The sequence below is a fragment of the Halomonas sp. I1 genome (assembly GCF_032334135.1).
Taxonomy (GTDB): Bacteria; Pseudomonadota; Gammaproteobacteria; order Pseudomonadales; family Halomonadaceae; genus Halomonas.
Map to the genome: position 1 here is coordinate 88,396 of NZ_JAVXUS010000008.1, position 17,982 is coordinate 106,377.

A 17,982-nucleotide genomic window follows, 5' to 3' on the forward strand; every position below is an offset into this window, starting at 1 on the left:
GAGCGGCGCGCTCCCCCGGGGAGCGCGCCATACTATCGATGTTCTCTCGCGAAGGAATGCTTCCATGTTCTCTCACCGCTTCACGCGTGCGGCGTTGCTGGCTGCCTTGATGGCCGGCGCGACGCAGAGCGCCCCTGCTGCCGTCCTGCAGGTCGGCAATGGTGCCGAGCCCGGCACCCTCGATCCCCAGAAGACCAATGGTGTCTGGGAGACCCGTATCACCCGCGCCCTCTTCGAGCGCCTGGTGACCTACGCCGCCGATGGCAGCCTGGCCCCCGGCCTCGCCGTGTCCTGGACCATCAGCGACGACGGCACCACCTATACTTTCCAATTGCGCCCGGCCGAGTGGTCCGACGGCACGCCGATCACCGCCGACGATGCCGTCTTCGCCCTGCGGCGCCTTTTGAAACCGGCCATCGCCAGCCACAACGCCAATCTCTATTACCCGATCAAAAACGCCCGGGCGGTCAATACCGGCGAGGCCGAGCCTAGCGAGCTGGGCGTTTCGGCACCGGACGACCACACCCTGGTCATCCAGCTCGACGAGCCCACCGCCTACTTCCTGCAGGCGCTGGCCATGACCGAGGCCGCCCCGCTGCCCCGCCATCTCGTCGAAAAAGCCGGAGATGAATGGACCCGCCCCGGCACCATGGTGTCGAGCGGCGCCTTCACCCTGCGGGAATGGCGCCCCCAGGCACGCATCGACCTCGAGCGGAATCCGCACTTCCACGACGCCGACGCGGTCTCGCTGGACGGCGTGACCTTCTACCCCATCGACGACACCGGCTCCGCCCTCAACCGCTTTCGTGCCGGCGACCTGGATATCTCCTACTCCGGCGTGCCCGCCTCGCGTTTCGACTGGGTGACGGACAATCTCGGCGAGTCCCTCCGCGTGGGACCGCTGGTCGCCGAATACTTCTACATGTTCAACCTGCGTGACGGCCAGCCACTGGCCGACGAACGCGTGCGCGAGGCGCTCAGCCTCGCCGTGCGCCGCGAGGTGATCACCGACCGCACCCTCGGCATGGGGCAACGTGCCTCGTACTGGTATGTGCCGCGCGCCACCGAGGGCGGCACCCATGGCTCGCTGAAGCTCGCCGAGCAGCCGGTGGAACAGCGGCTTGCCAGGGCCAAGCGATTGATGCGCGAGGCCGGCTATGGCCCCGACAACCCCCTGCGCGTAACGCTGCGCTACAACACTCTTGAGGACCACAAGAAGATCGCCGTGGCCGTGGCCGCCATGTGGAAGCCGCTCGGTGTCGAGGTGGAGCTGATCAACGCCGAGGCGGCCGTGCACTACGCGACGGTCAACGAGGGCAACTTCGAGATCGCCCGCTACGGCATGGTCGCCACCATCAACGACCCCTACGACTTTCTCAACGCCTATGCCGAGGGCGGCTCCGCACAGCGCAGCACCGGCTATCGCAACGACGCCTACGATGCTCTGGTCGAGCGCAGCACCCGGGAGCTGGACACCGAGCGCCGCGCCCAACTGATGACCCGGGCCGAACAGATGCTGCTCGACGACCACGCCCTGCTGCCGCTCTACGACTATGTCAGCGCCCACCTGGTCGCCCCCGAGGTCAAGGGCTGGCAGACCACCGCCATCGACGTTCACCCACTGCGCTACATCCAGCTCAAGGACTAGCCCCGTGATGTTCCACACCTTCCTACATCATCGGCCCATGCCCCGGAGGCCGTCATGCTGATCTATACGCTGAAACGGCTGCTGCAGGCCATTCCCACGATGCTGATCGTGATCACCATCTCGTTCTTTCTGATGCGCATCGCCCCCGGCGGTCCCTTCGACGGCGAGCGCGCCCTGCCGCCGGAGATCGAGGCCAACCTGATGGCCGCCTATCATCTGGACGAGCCCCTGCCGATGCAGTACCTGCGTTATATGGGCAACCTGCTGCAGGGCGACTTCGGCCCTTCCTTCAAGTACAAGGACTTCTCGGTCACCGAGCTGATCCTGCAGGGGTTTCCGGTCAGCCTGGAGATCGGCGGACTGGCGATCCTGCTGGCCCTGTTGCTCGGCCTGCCCCTGGGCGTGATCGCCGCACTCAAGCGCAACTCGACCGTCGATTACCTGGTGATGGGCACGGCCCTGGCCGGCATCGCGATTCCCAATTTCGTCATCGCCCCGATCCTGGCGCTGGTGTTCGGCGTGCTGCTGGCCTGGCTGCCAGCCGGCGGCTGGAACGGCGGTGCCCTGCCCAACCTGGTGCTGCCGGTCATCGCCCTGTCGATCCAGCAGATCGCCTATATCGCGCGGATGATGCGCGCCAGCATGATCGAGGTTCTGGGCAGCCACTACATCCGCACCGCGCGTGCCAAGGGGCTGGCCGAGTCCCAGGTCATCTGGCGCCATGCGCTGCGCCCGGCGTTGCTGCCGGTGACGTCCTATCTCGGCCCGGCCGTCGCCGGGATCATCACCGGCTCGGTGGTCATCGAACAGATCTTCGGCATTCCCGGCATCGGTCGCTACTTCGTGCAGGGCGCGCTCAACCGTGACTACACCCTGGTGATGGGCACGGTGGTGTTCTACGGCGCCCTGATCGTGCTGATGAACCTGCTCGTCGACCTGATCTATTCCGCGCTGGATCCGCAGATCCGCCATGACGACTGACCGCAGGGAGCGGATAGCCATGACCACAGACCCCCTTACCCACGACGGCGACCGCCATGCCGCGGTCGATGACCTCGGACCGGACGCCGCGCCGGCAGCCGGCGAGAGCCTGACGCGAGACGCCTGGCGGCGGCTCAAGCAGAACCGCGCGGCCATGGTCAGCCTGGTGATGCTGAGCGTCATCACCGTGATCTGCGTCTTCGGCCCCTATGTACTGCCCTGGGGCCTGGCGGAAGTCGACTGGAATGCTTTCAATGCCCCGCCCGGTATCGAGAACGGCCATCTGCTGGGCACCGATGCCAATGGACGCGATCTGCTCACCCGGACGCTGTACGGCGGCCGAGTATCACTCTCGGTGGCGCTGGTGGCGAGCCTCGTCAGCCTGGTGATCGGCGTGCTCTACGGCGCCATCTCGGGCTATCTCGGCGGCCGGGTGGACAACGTCATGATGCGCTTCGTCGACATCATGTACTCGCTGCCCTTCATGTTCCTGGTGATCCTGCTGATGGTGGTGTTCGGCCGCAATATTCTGCTGATCTACGCCGCCATCGGTGCCGTGGAGTGGCTGGACATGGCGCGCATCGTGCGCGGCCAGACCCTGGCGCTCAAGCAGCGCGAGTTCATCGAGGCCGCTCACGCCCTGGGCGTGCGCGACTCCAGAATCGTCACCCGCCACCTGATTCCCAATGCCATCGGGCCGGTGATCGTCTATGTCACCCTCACGGTGCCCAAGGTCATCCTGCTGGAGAGTTTCCTGTCGTTCCTCGGCCTCGGCGTGCAGGAACCGCTGACCAGTTGGGGCGTATTGATCTCCGAAGGCACCGACATGATGCAGAGCGCGCCCTGGATGCTGCTGGTGCCCTCGGTGTTCCTGGCGGCGACGCTGTTCTGTCTCAACTTCCTGGGCGATGGATTGCGCGACGCCCTGGACCCCAAGACACGCTGATGGAAGCACCGATGTATTACTGCGCTCGCGACATGAATCGGCACTCCCATGTCACGCACATGATCGATACCAGGAGTGAAAGATGACAACCCCACTGCTCGACATCGACAACCTGAGTGTCGACTTCCAGCTCCCCGATGGCGCCGTCGCCGCGGTCAAGGGAGTGAGCTTCGACATCCATGCCGGCGAGACGGTGGCGCTGGTCGGTGAATCCGGCTCCGGCAAGTCGGTCTCTTCCACCGCCGCCATGCGCCTGCTGCCCGACCTGGCCCAGGCCCGCGGCGCGATCCGTTTCCATGGCGAGGATCTTCTTGCCGCCACCCCGCGCCGCATGCGACGCATCCGCGGCAATGCCATCTCGATGATCTTCCAGGAGCCGATGACCTCGCTCAATCCGCTGCACCGGATCGGCGCCCAGATCATCGAGGTCTTGACCCGGCACAACAAGGCCAAGGGCCGAGCGGCCCGCACCCGGGCCATCGAGTTGCTGGACCAGGTCGGCATTCCCGAGCCCGAGCGGCGCATCGACAGCTACCCGCACGAACTGTCCGGTGGCCAGCGCCAGCGCGTGATGATCGCCATGGCACTGGCCTGCGAGCCAGAACTGCTGATCGCCGACGAGCCCACCACGGCCCTGGATGTCACGGTCCAGGCGCAGATCCTGCAACTGCTCAAGTCGCTGCAGGCGCGTTATGGCATGGCGATCCTGTTCATCACCCACGACCTGGGCATCGTGCGGCATTTCGCCGACCGGGTCTGTGTGATGTGCCGCGGCGAGATGGTCGAACGCGGCAGCACCGCCGAGGTCTTTGCCAATCCCCGCCATGACTACACCCGCATGCTGATCGACGCCGAACCCCGTGGCGGAAAGTCACCGGTCGAGGCCAGTGCACCGGTCCTGCTGGAAGCACGAGACTTATGTGTTCGCTTCGCCCTCAAGAAGCGTCTGTTCCGCCCCAGTTCGTACTTCGAGGCCGTCCGCGGCATCGATCTGACCATCCGGCGTGGCCAGACCGTCGGGGTGGTCGGCGAGTCGGGGTCCGGCAAGTCGACGCTGGGACGCGCCCTGCTGCGCCTGCTCAAGAGCAGCGGCAACATCCGCTTCGACGACAGCGACCTCTCCGCCCTGGATGGCGCCGGCATGCGTCCGCTGCGTTCGCGCCTGCAAGTCGTCTTCCAGGACCCCTTCGGCTCGCTCTCGCCACGCCTGACCGTCGGCGAGGTCATCAGCGAAGGGCTGCGCGTCCATCACCCGGAGCTCGATCGACGCCAACGCGAACGCCGGGTCATCGAGGCCCTCGAGGAAGTCGCCCTCGACCCGACCATGCGCCAGCGCTACCCCCACGAATTCTCCGGGGGCCAGCGACAGCGCATCGCCATCGCCCGCGCCCTGGTGCTCAAGCCGGAATTCCTGCTGCTCGATGAACCCACCTCGGCACTCGATCGCTCCGTGCAGGTCACGGTGATCGAGCTGTTGCGCAACCTCCAGGCGAAATACGGCCTGACCTATCTGTTCATCAGCCACGACCTCGCCGTGGTGCGCGCCCTGGCCGACACCGTGATGGTGATGAAATCGGGCCAGGTCGTCGAACAGGGGCCGACCGAGGACATCTTCGCCAACCCGCGCGACGCCTATACCCGGGAACTGATGCGAGCGGCCTTCGTCGACGACGCCGCCTGACGAGCGACGGCCCCCAATGCTTCTCTCCGGCCGCGGGCGCCCTTGGGCGTCCGCCAGGGGCGACTGCGGCCATACGACAGGGCTCTGCCCTTCATTCACCCGCAAAGGAGACCGCTCATGCCGGACGGCATGATCACGACTGGCGTTCCCCCGTGACGCACACGGCAGTATGTCGCTCGATGCCGGTCGACCCGACCGTCAACGAGCCGCTCCGCCATCCGCGGATTCACAAGAAACACAACAACCCAAAAGGTTTGGCATGTTCCATCACTACAAGTTGACCGGGCTGGTCGTCGCCATCGGCGCCACCCTCGCCACCCAGCAGGCACTGGCCGTCACGGCCTACGAAACCGACAAAGATACGCTCACCATCAGCGGCCGCATCGCGGCCGGCAGCAGCTTCGTCGACCACATCGATGATGACCACGACCCGACCAACGCCGGCTCGCGGATTCGCCTCATCCACGAGCATGAGTTCGAACACGGTTGGTCATCCGTGGCACGCGCCGAATGGGGGTTCGATCCTTTCTTCGAGCACGGCGATGACGACCATTACAAACGCATGCTCTACGCCGGCGTCCGCCACGATGATTACGGGCAACTACTGATCGGTAAGCAGTATTCGCTGTGGTACGACATGGTCGCCTACTGGACGGACTGGTTCTGGTACAACGGTGCCACCGCCCAGGGCAGCTTCAACGGCGCCTTCGGCGACGGTGGCTTCGAAGGCAATGGCCGCCCCGACAATGCGGTGTCCTACCAGAATACCTGGGGCGACTGGAGCCTCGGGGTGCTCTACCAGACTTCCCGCGACGATGTGCCGACTGGGGCCGGCTATACCGGCAACCTGACCGGCTTTGAGCGCGACTATACCGCCCAGGGGGCTGTGGTCTGGCAGCCGACCGAAGACCTGTCGCTGGGCGCGACCTACACGCACAGCGCCATCGACGGCAAGACGGCCGGCGGCGGCAAGCGCCAACAGAATGTCGATGCCGGCCTGCTCGCTGCACGCTGGACACCGGGCAACTGGTACTTCGCGCTGACCGGCGGTCGCTACGACAACCTGATCCGCGAGGGCAGCTTCAGCGGCGTCGACGCCGCCGATGGCATCGTCGATGAAGCCCGTGGCGTCGAGGGGGTGGCACTGTATAACCTCAAGGACCAGGTACCCGGCAAGGTGCAGCTCTATACCGGGTTCAACCGCCTGGAGGACAGCGGTTCCGAAGCACGCAGCGCCTTCTACCTGGCCGGCGCAGCCTGGCTGACCTTCGACGAGAACCTGATCATCGCCCTGGAGCGCAAGTTCGACGACTCCGTCGACGCCGGGGGCACGAGCGATATCGGCAACGACGAGACGAACCTGCTGGTGCGCTACAACTTCTGAGCACCGCTCTACCGTCAAGGCCGGGCAGGATGCCCGGCCCCACCGGGGCGATACCTCGGGGGCAGAACAGACAAGGGACACGACACGACGGGACCCGGCCGAGGCCGGGTCCCGTCATGCTCAGGAGGCGCGAAGGTCGCGCGAAGTCGGCGTCAGAAGCGGTAATCCACCGAGAGGGCGAAGACGTTGGCATCGACTTCATAGGTCCCGGACAGGTCGCCACGACTGGCGTTCTCGTTGGTCGGAGTCGCCACCTGGTCGATGTCGCCATCGTCACCGAACACTCGCATGTAGCCGGCCGACACGCCCAGATCGGGCGTCGGCATCCAGGTCGCGCCAAGGGTTGCCCAGCGGCGATCGGCATCCGGCACGCGCGGTGTGCGGTGCTCGCTGTCCGGCACCGGCGACTCGTCGACCCCCAGGCCCGCACGCAGCATCCACTGCGAGTTGAGCTGGTAGTTGGCCCCCACCGAGAAAGCCCAGGTATCGTCCCAGTTTTCCGACGTGGTGCTCAAAGGCTGCCCCCCCGATTCGACGACCAGCTCATCGAAACTGCTCCATTCGGTCCATTCGGCGTTGGCCATCAAGGCGAAGCGGTCGGTCAACTGATGATAGACCCCGAGGTTGAGGTTGGCCGGCGTGGTCAGGTCCGCCTTGCCGCCGGCATCCTGCAGTTGCCCCATGGCCTGGGCACCCGCCAGCACCTGCTGCCCGGTGGCGTTGTCGGCGCTGTAATTGACGTCACCGTCCAGCGTCAGATCCACTTCGGAGCGATAGCTGATCCCCAGGCGGGTACGATCGGTGGCCTGGAACAGCGCCCCCAGGGTGTAGCCATACCCCCAGTCATCGCCGGTCACCTCGGCCATGCCATCGGCATTGCCAATCGCCGAGGGCGGCAACTGACCGGCACGGACGCCCATACCACCGAGATCGATGGCATTGGACAGGGTGGCATCGGCGTACTGGGCTCGAACCCCGACAGCGAGATCGAGACGATCGGTGGCACGATAGTTCAGCGTCGGCTGGATATCGATGGTCTGCAGGTCGGTCTCGACGGCATGATAACGGCCGATCCAGTCCTTGTCGTATTCCGTCGAGAGGCCATACGGTGCCGAGACGGAGAGGCCGAAATCGAACTGATCGCTCAGCCGCGTCTTGAAGGCGAAGCTCGGCACCCAGGCCTCCTCGCCCCCTTCGCGCGAGCCGCCACGATCATAGCTCACAGGCTGTCCAGTGGGGCTCGCCGAGGCATCGGTCAGCTCGAAGTTGGCATCGATATAAGAAATGCCACCGGCCATCTGGGTCCCTTCGACGTTACCGATGGCCGCCGGGTTGTAGGTCATGAAGCTGACATCTTCGGCACCGGCTGCCGCCCCGGCCATGGCGTTGGCCAGCGCCTTGGCGCTCTGTTCACGAACCTGGAAACCCGACGCGGCGACCTGGCTGGACGCCAGCACGGCGGACGCCAGGGTCACGGCGACGGTGAGCTTGTTGAGCTTGTTTTGCATGAGCAGACTTCCCTAGTCGTGATGGGTGATTGTTGTCTCGCTAACCACGGGGCGGTCACGTGGCCTCAGTGTTTGCGAAACCCATCCCGACGATCAAGTCCAAACGTTCGTTTTAACGCAAAACATGCTCATACTTTAGTCACACAACCGTTTGACTCCTCTATTTTTCAACCGGTTACACGCCCCCTCTGAAAACGCTGTTATCCGCCCGGGACCCTGCCTTGACCTTTGTGTAACACAAAGGTTTTACACTGTTGCCAACGTCACCACCCCGACGAGGGCACCATGAAAGTCAGTGAACTCGCACGCCGAACCGGCGTCACCGCCGAAACCGTGCGTCATTACACCCGCGAAGGGTTGCTCGCGCCCGAGCGCGATCCCGACAACGGTTACCAGCGCTACGACGACACCGACCTGGAGCGCCTGCGCTTCATCCAACGGGCCCGAACACTCGGCTTCAGCGTGGCCGAGATCCGCCAGATCCTCGAACATGCCGATCATGGCGACTCGCCCTGCCCGCTGGTGCGCGACCTGATGGCCGAACGCCTCCCGGAGATCCGCGCCCGCATCCGTGAGCTCGAGGCGCTGGCGTCGCGCATGGAGCAGGCACTGTCGGCCTGGTCGGACATGCCCGATGGCACGCCCGACGGCCATAGCCTGTGCCGGCTGATCGAAAGCTTTCCCGAGCCACTTGCGGCCGACGACAGCCCCACCACATCCCGCCAGGAGGCGTCTTCATGAGCACTCGATACGAGCGTCTGGTTCCCGGCATGAGCTGCCAGGGTTGCGTCGGCCGCATGCGACGTGCCGTTCAGGCCCACGACGCCAAGGCCGAAGTGGCCGGCGAGCCCGCCGACAAACGCCTGACAGTCACCACTTCCCTGGACGGCGAGGCGCTGGATGCCACCCTACGCGAGGCCGGTTATCCCCCCGACTCCGCCGACGACGACGGCATGGCGGCGACCGATTCCCCGGCTCCCGGGGTACCCGCTCACGACGCATCACCGGGTGCCGGCGACACCCGGCGACTGTCGATTTCCGGCATGACCTGTGCCAGTTGCGTGCGCACCGTCCAGGGGGCACTGGAAAGCGTCCCGGGCATCGTCGAGGCCAGCGTCAATTTCGGTACCCATACCGCTCAGGTACGGGGCAACGCCAATGTCGATGACCTGGTCGGTGCCGTGGAAAGCGTCGGTTATGGCGCCGAACCCGTGCTCGACATGCGCGAGGCCGAACGCACCCGCGCCGAACGAGAGGGTACCGAGTACCGCCGCCTTATGCGTGGCGCCGCCTGCTCCCTGGCGCTGGCCGTGCCACTGATGGCCAGCATGTTCGCCTTTCATCCACAGCCGATCGGCGCCGGCCGTCTCTACTGGCTGGTGGTCGGACTGCTGACGCTGGCCGTGATGGTGCTGCCCGGACGCCACTTCTTCCTCAGTGCCTGGAAAAACCTGCGCCATCGCCAGGCCAACATGGATACCCTGATCGCCATGGGCACCGGGACCGCCTGGCTCTACTCCATGGCGGTGGTGGCCTTCGCCGGCGCTCTGCCGGAGGCCGCGCGCGGTATCTATTTCGAAGCCTCGGCGATGGTCATCGGCCTGGTCCTGCTGGGCAATGCCCTGGAACTGCGCGCTCGTGGGCGTACCAGCGAAGCACTGCGACGCCTGCTCGACCTGCAGAGCCGAACCGCACGGGTCATCCGCGACGGCGAGGAGCGGGAAATCGAGATCGATGCGGTACGCGAGGGAGATCATCTGCGCGTGCGCCCCGGCGAGCGTCTGCCGGTAGACGGTGACGTGCTCGAGGGGTCCAGCCATGTCGACGAATCCATGCTGACCGGCGAACCACTGCCGGTCGCCAAGTCGGTCGGCGACGAACTGAGCGCCGGCACCGTCAACGGCAAGGGAGGGCTGGTCTACCGTGCCACCCGGGTCGGTGCCGATACCCGGCTCGGCCGTATCACCGAGCAGGTGGCCAGCGCCCAGAATTCACGGCCGCCCATCGGCCAGCTCGCCGACCGCATCTCCAGCATCTTCGTCCCCGCGGTGATGATCGTTGCCGTGATCACCGCCCTGGCCTGGTTCAACCTCGGCGCCGAGCCCCGAGTCATCCACATGCTGGTCACCGCCACCACGGTGCTGATCATCGCCTGCCCCTGCGCCCTGGGGCTGGCGACGCCGATCTCCACCATGGTCGGCGTGGGCAAGGCCGCCGAACACGGCGTGCTGGTCAGAACCGGCGAGGCGCTGCAGACCGCCAGCCGCCTGACCACCCTGGTGGTCGACAAGACCGGCACCCTGACCGAAGGCAAGCCGAAGGTCACCGAAGCCGAGGTCCTCGACGGTGACCGCGATGGCGCGCTCGCCCTGGTGGCCGCCCTGGAGCGCGGCTCCGAACACCCCCTGGCCAGCGCCCTGCTGACCTACACCGAACAGGAGAATGTCGCGGCCGCCGACATTCACGACTTCCAGTCGGTGACGGGGGGCGGCGTCACGGCACGCACTGCGGAAGGTAGCAAGCTGCTGCTGGGCAATGCCCGACTGCTGCAGGACCAGGGGGTCTCGCTCGGCGCCGGCCAGGACATCGCCGAACGCCTGCAGCGCCAGGCCCGCAGCGTCGTCCACCTGGCCATCGATGGCCGCCTCTCTGCCGTCTTCGGCATCAGCGACCCGCTGCGTGGCGATAGCATGGCGGCAATCCAGCGGCTGCGCGCCGACGGCCTCAAGGTGGTCATGCTCACCGGCGACAATGCCCACACCGCCGAAGCCATCGCTCGTGAAGTCGGCATCGACGACTTCCGCACCGACCTGCTGCCCGAGGACAAGCACGCCGAGATCCAGCGTCTTCAAGGCAACGGCGAGGTGGTGGGCATGGTCGGCGACGGCATCAACGATGCGCCGGCCCTGGCGCTGGCGGATGTCGGTTTCGCCATCGGTCAGGGCACCGACGTGGCCATCGAGAGCGCCGGCATCACGCTGATGCGCGACTCGCTGCACGGCGTGGTCGCCGCCATCGAGATCAGTCGCGCCACCCTGCGCAACATCCGGCAGAACCTGATGGGCGCCTTCGGCTACAACCTGCTCGGCATTCCCATCGCCGCCGGCGTGCTCTATCCGCTCACCGGCACCCTGCTGTCACCGATGATCGCCGGCGCCGCCATGTCGCTGTCATCGATCACCGTGGTCGGCAATGCCAGCCGGCTGCGCCTGTTCACGCCGCACGACGCCACCGATGCCCGGGAGACGACATCATGAGCTGGATCATCAACCTCATCGGACTGGGCCTGATCACCCTGATCGTCTGGTGGTTCTGGCTGGATTGACACCGGGGACTGCTAGGCTGGCAAGTACGACGGATAGAAGGAGGCAATACCATGCCCAGACTCGACGGCGTTCTGGAAACGGCCCTGTATGTCACCGACATGGTCCGGGCCCGGGCCTTCTTCGAAGAGGTGATGGGCCTGTCGGCCTTCACCGCCGACCAGCGCTTCACCGCCTACGACGCCGGCGGCAACACCGTCCTGCTGCTGTTTCTCGAAGGAGCGACGCGCGACACCGTGGTGCTGCCCGACGAGATGGGGACCATCCCACCCCACGACGGCAGCGGTCGTACGCACATGGCCTTCGCCATCGGCGCCGAAGCCCTGGCGGAATGGGAACGCCGCCTGACGAGCCACGGCGTCGAGATCGAGGGACGCACGCACTGGCCCCGAGGCGGCGAGAGTCTCTACTTCCGCGATCCGGACGGCCACCTGCTGGAACTGGCCACCCCCGGCGTCTGGCCGACGTACTAAAGAGGGAAGAAGGAAGTACGACGCTGTGCATCTTGAAGGAGACGCAACAGGCAGAATGCCGAGCTCTATTGCCCCTCTTTCCATTTAAGGAAGCGCTGATTTATGTCGCGAGCGAAGATAGATTGGCTGCTGCCGGAACGGAGATACCGGAGTTTACACGCCAGTAAATGAGGATATTGAGTACCGCCGGCAGCCAAGATGGCTAGGCCCGTACCCTACGGGCCTTCGCACTTCCCACATCCATATGGGTCGTCGAGCGTAGTAATAAATCAGTGTTTCCTCAGGTGGGTTCGGCATGCTCGATGATCAACTGCAACGACTCTCGTCCCCGCCAGCGATTGCGATTGAGCTTGTAGGCACAGCGCAGCAGGTCGCCGGCATCGAAAGCCGGTACCTCGCCCGGTGTCAGGGCGCGAAACCAGATCGCCCTGACGCTGATGGCGCCACTGGACAGCTCGAGCATCAGGTGGCTGCCGTCGGCGCCCACCGTACGCAGGCTTTCCACCCGCAGCACGCCTTCGAAAAGCGGGGCATCGAATTCGCGGCCATAGGGGCCGAGCGCTTCCAGTTCATCGAGCGTTTCCAGGCCCAGTTGATCGGCCTCGAGTTCACCGTCGGTGAAGACGCGCGGCCCCAGCTCCGTATCGCCTAGCTGTTCGCCGACCGCCTGGAGCAACGCCTGGCGGAAGTCGCCGAAGGCCTCACGAGACACCCCGACACCGGCGGCTCCTCGGTGCCCGCCGAAGCGCGGCAGCGATGCCGGTGCCAGCTCGAAGGCACGCTGCAGGGCATCGCGCAGGTGCAAGGCCTCGATGGAACGTCCGGAACCGGTGAGCATGCCGGGCTGTGCGGCCGGGGTCAGCACCAGGGCGGGCCGCCCGAAGGCCTGCACCAGCCGCGAGGCAACGATGCCCTGGACCCCTGGATGGCCATCCTCGAGCAGCACCAGCAGCAGCGGTGCGCCGGCCTCCAGTTCGGCCATGGCCAGGCCACGGGCACGCTCGGTCATCTCCGCCTCGATGGCCTTGCGCGACTGATTGTCCTGATCCAGCGTTTCCAGGTGGCCTGCCGCCGTGGCGTCATCCGCCGCCAGCATGAAGTGCAGCGCCGCATAGGGATCATCCAGGCGGGAACGGGCGTTGATCCGTGGGCCCATCTGAAAGGCCAGGGTCTCGGCGTCGAAGGGCACGCTGTCGGCCCCCAGCCGCTGGGCCATGGTCCGCCAGCAGGCCGCTTCCATGCGATTGATCAGCGTCAGACCATGGGCGACCACGGCACGATTGGACGCACTGCCGCCCAGCGAGACGCAATCCGCCACCGTGCCCAGGGCCACGTAGGAGAGCCAGGGCGACAGTTTTGGGGTGGCCGATTCGAGCGCCCCCCATTCGATCAATACGCTGCGGGTCAGCGACATGACCAGCCAGGCCACCATGCAGCCAGCGATGGTCGGGTCAGGATAGGGGCAGTCGTCGCGGGTGGGATTGACGGTAGCGAAGGCCGAGGCCGGTGGCCCCTCCGTCGGCAGAGCGTGGTGATCGCTGACCACCACGTCGATACCGGCCTCGCGGAGCCTGGCGATACGCGGCTCGTCGCTGCTGCCGCAATCGGCGGTGATGACCAGGCTCGGACGCGGCGAGAGCGACAGAGTGCGTTCCACCAGTGGCAGGCTGATGCCGTAGCCATCGTGAATCCGGTGGCCGATCAGGCTGTGCAAGCGGTTCTCGGGGATGCCGAACAGCTCGTTGAGCGTCCGCCGAATCACCACATGGGAGGTGATGCCGTCGACGTCATAGTCGGTGAGGATGCCGATATGTTCGCCCTCGGTCACCGCCCGGGCGATGCGTTCGGCGGCACGGCGTCCGTCCTGAAGACGTTCGGGGTGCGCCAGGTAGCGCAGGCTCGGCGCCACCAGCGGCCCAAGTTCGCCCTCGTAGCCACCGAGTCGCCCGGCCAGGATCCGCGCCTGCAGCGGCGTCAGCCCCTCGGCCAGGGCGCGCTGCTCTACGGCGGCATCCCGCGGGCGCGGCAGAATACGCGGCTTGAGGGATTCATGCAGATCGACAGGGGCGTTCACGCCTGGCTCCTCTGATCAGGGGAAACACGGGTCTATTGCTGCGCTCGCCGACTTTTCGCACAAAACTAGCGAGAGGCGCCGGGGACAGGTCGAATGAGGGGGTCCGATGCCATGGATGGCATCGGTAGCGCCCAGTGAAGGGTTCACAGCGCCCCCTCGCAGACCTGTCGACGGTTCAGCCTCGCGCGACTCCCGCCCCATAACGGCCATGGGCTCTTGGGGCCGGCTTATCGGGAACCACCGGAGATCAGACCTCCTCAGCGGCGGTTCTCGGCAACGAACGCCTGCACCGCGGCAAGCTCCGCCGGCAATACCGTATAACGCTCCTCGCGCTCCAGCAGATCATCCATGTGCGGCGGCAAGGGCACACCGGGGAAGCCGGCCTTGACCACCGCCTCGGCGAATTTTGCCGGATGCGCGGTCGCCAGGGTGATCATCGGCACGCTCTCGTCGCCGCGTTCGCGCTCGGCGGCACGATAGCCGGTGGCGGTGTGCGGGTCGAGGATCTCCTGGGTGCGGTGATGCGCCTCGCGGATCACCTCCAGGATGGTGGCATCGTCGATGCTGTGGCTGGCAAACATCTCGCGCAACCGCGCCAGCGGTGCCTCGGCCAGCGCCGAGGGCTCGTCCTGGAAGCGCTCGAGCAGCTCGGCCACGGCGGCACCGTCACGCTGGTAGGCCTCGAACAGCAGGCGCTCGAAGTTGGACGACACCACGATATCCATGGACGGCGCCAGGGTCGCGACCAGTTCCTGCTTGGAGAAGTCGTTGTCGGCCAGGGTGCGATGCAGGATGTCGTTGGCGTTGGTGGCGATCACGAAGCGTTCGACCGGCAGCCCCATACGGTAGGCCATGTAGCCGGCGAAGACGTTGCCGAAGTTGGCCGACGGCACGCAGAAGCTCACCTTGCGGTGCGGCGCGCCGAGCGCCACGGCGGAGGCCACGTAGTAGACGATCTGGGCCATGATGCGCGCCCAGTTGATCGAGTTCACCGCCACCAGGCGGGTACCGTTCAGGAACGTCTGATCGGCGAAGCTGGCCTTGACCATCGCCTGGGCGTCATCGAAGTTGCCCTCGATGGCGACATTGAAGACGTTGTCGGCCAGCACGGTAGTCATCTGGCGTCGCTGCACCTCGGAGACTCGCTCGTGAGGGTGCAGGATGAAGATGTCCAGGTTGTCGCAGTGGCGGCAGCCCTCGATGGCGGCCGAACCGGTATCGCCGGAGGTCGCGCCCATGATCACCGCCCGCTCGCCGCGCTTGGCGAGGAAGTGGTCGAGCAGCCGGCCGAGCAGCTGCAGTGCCACATCCTTGAAGGCCAGCGTCGGGCCGTGGAACAGCTCGAGCAGGAAGTGGTTGGCATCGAGTTGATTGAGCGGCACCACGGCATCGTGACTGAACGTCGCGTAGGCATCGCGAACGATACCGCGGAAGGTGTCATCGTCGATCTCGCCGCCCACATAGGGCTTCATCACCCGGAAGGCGATCTCGGCATAGGAACACCCGGCCATGTCGGCCAGCGCCTCGTGGTCGAGCTGGGGAACGGACTCGGGCACGTAGAGGCCGCCGTCGCTGGCCATGCCGGTCAGCACGACCTCCTCGAAGGACAGCGCGGGCGCCTGCCCGCGGGTACTGATATAACGCATCATTCCACTCCGTGGGTCTCGAGCCGCGAGCCTCGAGTCGCGAGCACTTCATTGCTCGCGGCTCGTCGCCTGCCACTCGAAGTCTAAAGCTCGAAGGCAGCGTAACCCCCGTCCTTCTCGGGCCAAGGGGTTACTTACAGCTTAAAGCTTACGGCTTACCGCTCCGGGCGCAGCCCGGCTTATTCCTGCTCGTCGAGGCTCTCCACCCGGATTCGCGTCACCGAGCCGGCGATGTCGGCCATCGACTCGATACGACGAATCGCTTCGTTCATGTGCTTCTCGCGGGTGCTGTGTGTCAGCAGGATGATCGGCACCAGTTCGCCCTCGGTGGCTTCCTTCTGGATCAACGCTTCGATGGAGATGCCTTCCTCGGAGAGGATCGTCGCCACCCGGGCCAGCACGCCGGGGCGGTCCACCGCCAGCAAGCGCAGGTAGTAGGCGGTGTCGATCTCCTCCATGGGCATGATCTGCGGCTGATCATCCCCCTCGCCAATGCCGCTGAAGGCCAGATAGGGAACGCGATAATGGTGATCGGTGGTGATGTCGCGGGCCACGTCGAGCACGTCGGCGACCACCGCCGAGGCGGTGGGCTCGGCACCGGCGCCGGCACCGTAATAAAGGGTCGGCCCCACGGCGTCGCCCATCACGGCGATGGCATTCTTCACGCCGTGCACGTTGGCCAGCAGCCGCCCCTTGGGGATCAGGGTCGGGTGAACACGCAGCTCCAGGCCGGCATCGGTGCGCTTGGAGATCCCCAGGTGCTTGATGACATAGCCGAGGTTGTCGGCCTGCTCGACGTCCTCGGCGGTGACCCGGGAGATACCCTCGGTGTAGGCCTTCTCGAACTGCAGGGGAACGCCATAGGCGATGGACGCCAGAATGGTCAGCTTGTGCGCGGCGTCGATACCTTCGACGTCGAAGGTCGGGTCGGCCTCGGCGTAGCCCAGCGCCTGGGCCTCGGCGAGCACGTCCTCGAAGGCCCGTCCCTCGTCACGCATGTGCGTAAGGATATAGTTGCCGGTGCCGTTGATGATGCCTGCCAGCCACTCGATGCGATTGGCGCCAAGGCCCTCGCGAAGTGACTTGATGACCGGGATGCCGCCCGCCACCGCGGCCTCGAAGGCCACGATCACGCCCTTCTCGTGGGCGGCCTGGAAGATCTCGTTGCCATGCACGGCAATTAGGGCCTTGTTGGCGGTGACCACGTGCTTGCCGTTGTCGATGGCCGTCAGCACCAGCTCCCGGGCCACGTCATAGCCGCCAATGAGTTCGACGACGACATCGACATCGGGGTTGGAGGCCAGCTCGAAGACATCCTGGGTGGTCTTGATACCGGTAATGTCGCACTCGGGATTGGGGCTGCGATACGCCACCTGTTCAATGACGATGGGCCGCCCCGCCCGACGGGCGATCTCGTCGGCATTGCGTGTCAGCACGTTGAAGGTCCCGCCTCCGACAGTGCCCAGGCCACAGATTCCCACTCTCACCGGTTTCAATGTCATTCCCCTCTTCGTTCTGGCGTGTGTCCAAGCGATGGCGGGGCCGGGCCCCGCCGTCCGCGTTCATCGACGCGGTTGTATCAGTCATCCACTCCCAGCATGGTAGCCAGGCGTTCCGCCGGTACATAACCGGAAACCAGGCTGCCATCGGGCAGAATGATGGCCGGCGTGCCCTGCACGCCAAGCTCCAGGCCTAGATGATACTGTTCCTCGACCGGATTGTCGCAGGTTGCGTCACTTTCCGGCGACTCGTCCCGAAACGCGGCCGACAACGCCTCGCTCGGATTGCCGGCGCACCAGATTCGCTCCATCTCACGGGCTCCGGGCGAGTTCATGCCCCCCCTGGGAAAGGCCAGGTAATCCACTTCGATACCCAGCTCATTGAAGCGCGGTATTTCTTCATGGAGCCGCTGGCAGTAGGGGCAGGTCGTATCGGTGAAGACCACCACCCTGGCCTCTGGGTCCTCGGTGCCACGGAAGGTGACCCGCTGATCATCGGGGATCTCGTCCAGCCGAGCGGTGCGTTCGGCGTTGCGCGCCTGCTCGGTCAGATTGACGAGCCCGGCATCGGTATTCTCGTAGAGATCCCCCACCAGGAAATAATTGCCCTCGGCGTTGGTATAGAAGGTTTCCCCGGTCTCCAGACGCACCTCGAAAAGATCCGCCATGGGGGTTTCCCGCACGCCTTTCACCGGCATGCTGCGTCCCGACACCTCGAGTGTCTCGAGGGACTCGGGCACGCTGGCTCCGGCCAGGGAAGGCAGCGCCAGGGTAGCGGCAAGCAGGCCACCGGCCAGGGGAAGGGTCGATACTCTCATG

Annotated in this window: 13 protein-coding genes; 8 read left to right on the forward strand and 5 right to left on the reverse strand. The window is 65.6% G+C overall.

Annotation, left to right across the window (positions count from 1 at the left end; all coding sequences use genetic code 11):
• Nucleotides 1-64 precede the first annotated feature (64 nt).
• From RSO41_RS10605 to RSO41_RS10625, 5 genes are all read left to right on the forward strand, one after another.
• A complete protein-coding gene (locus RSO41_RS10605) occupies nucleotides 65-1,648 on the forward strand; it encodes a peptide ABC transporter substrate-binding protein (RefSeq protein ID WP_315619067.1) in 1,584 nt (527 codons plus the stop codon).
• A 54-nt stretch (nucleotides 1,649-1,702) separates the two neighbouring features.
• Entirely contained in the window at nucleotides 1,703-2,629 is a 927-nt protein-coding gene (gene oppB, locus RSO41_RS10610) for an oligopeptide ABC transporter permease OppB (protein WP_315619068.1), read from the forward strand.
• Nucleotides 2,630-2,648: 19 nt separating this feature from the next.
• Nucleotides 2,649-3,575, forward strand: coding sequence for an ABC transporter permease (locus tag RSO41_RS10615; RefSeq protein ID WP_315619070.1), 927 nt, complete (start codon nucleotides 2,649-2,651; stop codon nucleotides 3,573-3,575).
• A gap of 82 nt (nucleotides 3,576-3,657) precedes the next feature.
• A complete protein-coding gene (locus tag RSO41_RS10620; protein ID WP_315619071.1) occupies nucleotides 3,658-5,256 on the forward strand; it encodes an ABC transporter ATP-binding protein in 1,599 nt (532 codons plus the stop codon).
• A 259-nt stretch (nucleotides 5,257-5,515) separates the two neighbouring features.
• Complete coding sequence (locus tag RSO41_RS10625) at nucleotides 5,516-6,640, forward strand: porin (protein ID WP_315619073.1); 1,125 nt, start codon at nucleotides 5,516-5,518, stop codon at nucleotides 6,638-6,640.
• Between the two features lie 152 nt (nucleotides 6,641-6,792).
• On the opposite strand, the gene RSO41_RS10630 is transcribed toward RSO41_RS10625, so the two are convergent.
• Complete coding sequence (locus RSO41_RS10630) at nucleotides 6,793-8,148, reverse strand: OmpP1/FadL family transporter (protein ID WP_315619074.1); 1,356 nt, start codon at nucleotides 8,146-8,148, stop codon at nucleotides 6,793-6,795.
• A gap of 285 nt (nucleotides 8,149-8,433) precedes the next feature.
• Here RSO41_RS10630 and RSO41_RS10635 point away from each other — a divergent pair, with 285 nt between their 5' ends.
• The 3 genes from RSO41_RS10635 to RSO41_RS10645 all read left to right on the forward strand — a co-directional run bounded on the left by RSO41_RS10635 (nucleotide 8,434) and on the right by RSO41_RS10645 (nucleotide 11,944).
• Nucleotides 8,434-8,889 carry a MerR family transcriptional regulator gene (locus RSO41_RS10635; RefSeq protein WP_315619075.1) on the forward strand — a complete coding sequence of 152 codons (456 nt, stop codon included), beginning with the start codon at nucleotides 8,434-8,436 and terminating at the stop codon, nucleotides 8,887-8,889.
• Complete coding sequence (locus RSO41_RS10640; protein WP_315619076.1) at nucleotides 8,886-11,405, forward strand: heavy metal translocating P-type ATPase; 2,520 nt, start codon at nucleotides 8,886-8,888, stop codon at nucleotides 11,403-11,405. Before RSO41_RS10635 ends, RSO41_RS10640 begins: the two co-directional genes overlap by 4 nt.
• 119 nt (nucleotides 11,406-11,524) lie before the next feature.
• Nucleotides 11,525-11,944: a VOC family protein gene (locus tag RSO41_RS10645; protein WP_315619077.1), complete on the forward strand. Its 420-nt coding sequence runs from the start codon at nucleotides 11,525-11,527 to the stop codon at nucleotides 11,942-11,944.
• A 280-nt stretch (nucleotides 11,945-12,224) separates the two neighbouring features.
• On the opposite strand, the gene RSO41_RS10650 is transcribed toward RSO41_RS10645, so the two are convergent.
• The 4 genes from RSO41_RS10650 to RSO41_RS10665 all read right to left on the reverse strand — a co-directional run bounded on the left by RSO41_RS10650 (nucleotide 12,225) and on the right by RSO41_RS10665 (nucleotide 17,981).
• A complete protein-coding gene (locus RSO41_RS10650; RefSeq protein WP_315619078.1) occupies nucleotides 12,225-14,018 on the reverse strand; it encodes a single-stranded-DNA-specific exonuclease RecJ in 1,794 nt (597 codons plus the stop codon).
• Nucleotides 14,019-14,275: 257 nt separating this feature from the next.
• Entirely contained in the window at nucleotides 14,276-15,664 is a 1,389-nt protein-coding gene (gene thrC, locus RSO41_RS10655) for a threonine synthase (protein WP_315619079.1), read from the reverse strand.
• Nucleotides 15,665-15,843: 179 nt separating this feature from the next.
• Nucleotides 15,844-17,160, reverse strand: coding sequence for a homoserine dehydrogenase (locus tag RSO41_RS10660; RefSeq protein WP_315619100.1), 1,317 nt, complete (start codon nucleotides 17,158-17,160; stop codon nucleotides 15,844-15,846).
• Between the two features lie 83 nt (nucleotides 17,161-17,243).
• Nucleotides 17,244-17,981, reverse strand: a complete 738-nt coding sequence (locus RSO41_RS10665) for a DsbC family protein (protein WP_315619080.1) — start codon at nucleotides 17,979-17,981, stop codon at nucleotides 17,244-17,246.
• Nucleotide 17,982: the final 1 nt, after the last annotated feature.

What these genes read in the sequence shown, in the direction of transcription:
- oppB (WP_315619068.1), top strand. Translation starts at nt 1,703, where the DNA reads ATGCTGATCTATACGCTGAAACGGCTGCTGCAGGCCATTCCCACGATG.
- RSO41_RS10645 (WP_315619077.1), top strand. Translation starts at nt 11,525, where the DNA reads ATGCCCAGACTCGACGGCGTTCTGGAAACGGCCCTGTATGTCACCGAC.
- RSO41_RS10630 (WP_315619074.1), bottom strand. Translation starts at nt 8,148, where the DNA reads ATGCAAAACAAGCTCAACAAGCTCACCGTCGCCGTGACCCTGGCGTCC.
- RSO41_RS10635 (WP_315619075.1), top strand. Translation starts at nt 8,434, where the DNA reads ATGAAAGTCAGTGAACTCGCACGCCGAACCGGCGTCACCGCCGAAACC.
- thrC (WP_315619079.1), bottom strand. Translation starts at nt 15,664, where the DNA reads ATGCGTTATATCAGTACCCGCGGGCAGGCGCCCGCGCTGTCCTTCGAG.
- RSO41_RS10615 (WP_315619070.1), top strand. Translation starts at nt 2,649, where the DNA reads ATGACCACAGACCCCCTTACCCACGACGGCGACCGCCATGCCGCGGTC.
- RSO41_RS10665 (WP_315619080.1), bottom strand. Translation starts at nt 17,981, where the DNA reads ATGAGAGTATCGACCCTTCCCCTGGCCGGTGGCCTGCTTGCCGCTACC.
- RSO41_RS10620 (WP_315619071.1), top strand. Translation starts at nt 3,658, where the DNA reads ATGACAACCCCACTGCTCGACATCGACAACCTGAGTGTCGACTTCCAG.
- RSO41_RS10605 (WP_315619067.1), top strand. Translation starts at nt 65, where the DNA reads ATGTTCTCTCACCGCTTCACGCGTGCGGCGTTGCTGGCTGCCTTGATG.
- RSO41_RS10640 (WP_315619076.1), top strand. Translation starts at nt 8,886, where the DNA reads ATGAGCACTCGATACGAGCGTCTGGTTCCCGGCATGAGCTGCCAGGGT.
- RSO41_RS10625 (WP_315619073.1), top strand. Translation starts at nt 5,516, where the DNA reads ATGTTCCATCACTACAAGTTGACCGGGCTGGTCGTCGCCATCGGCGCC.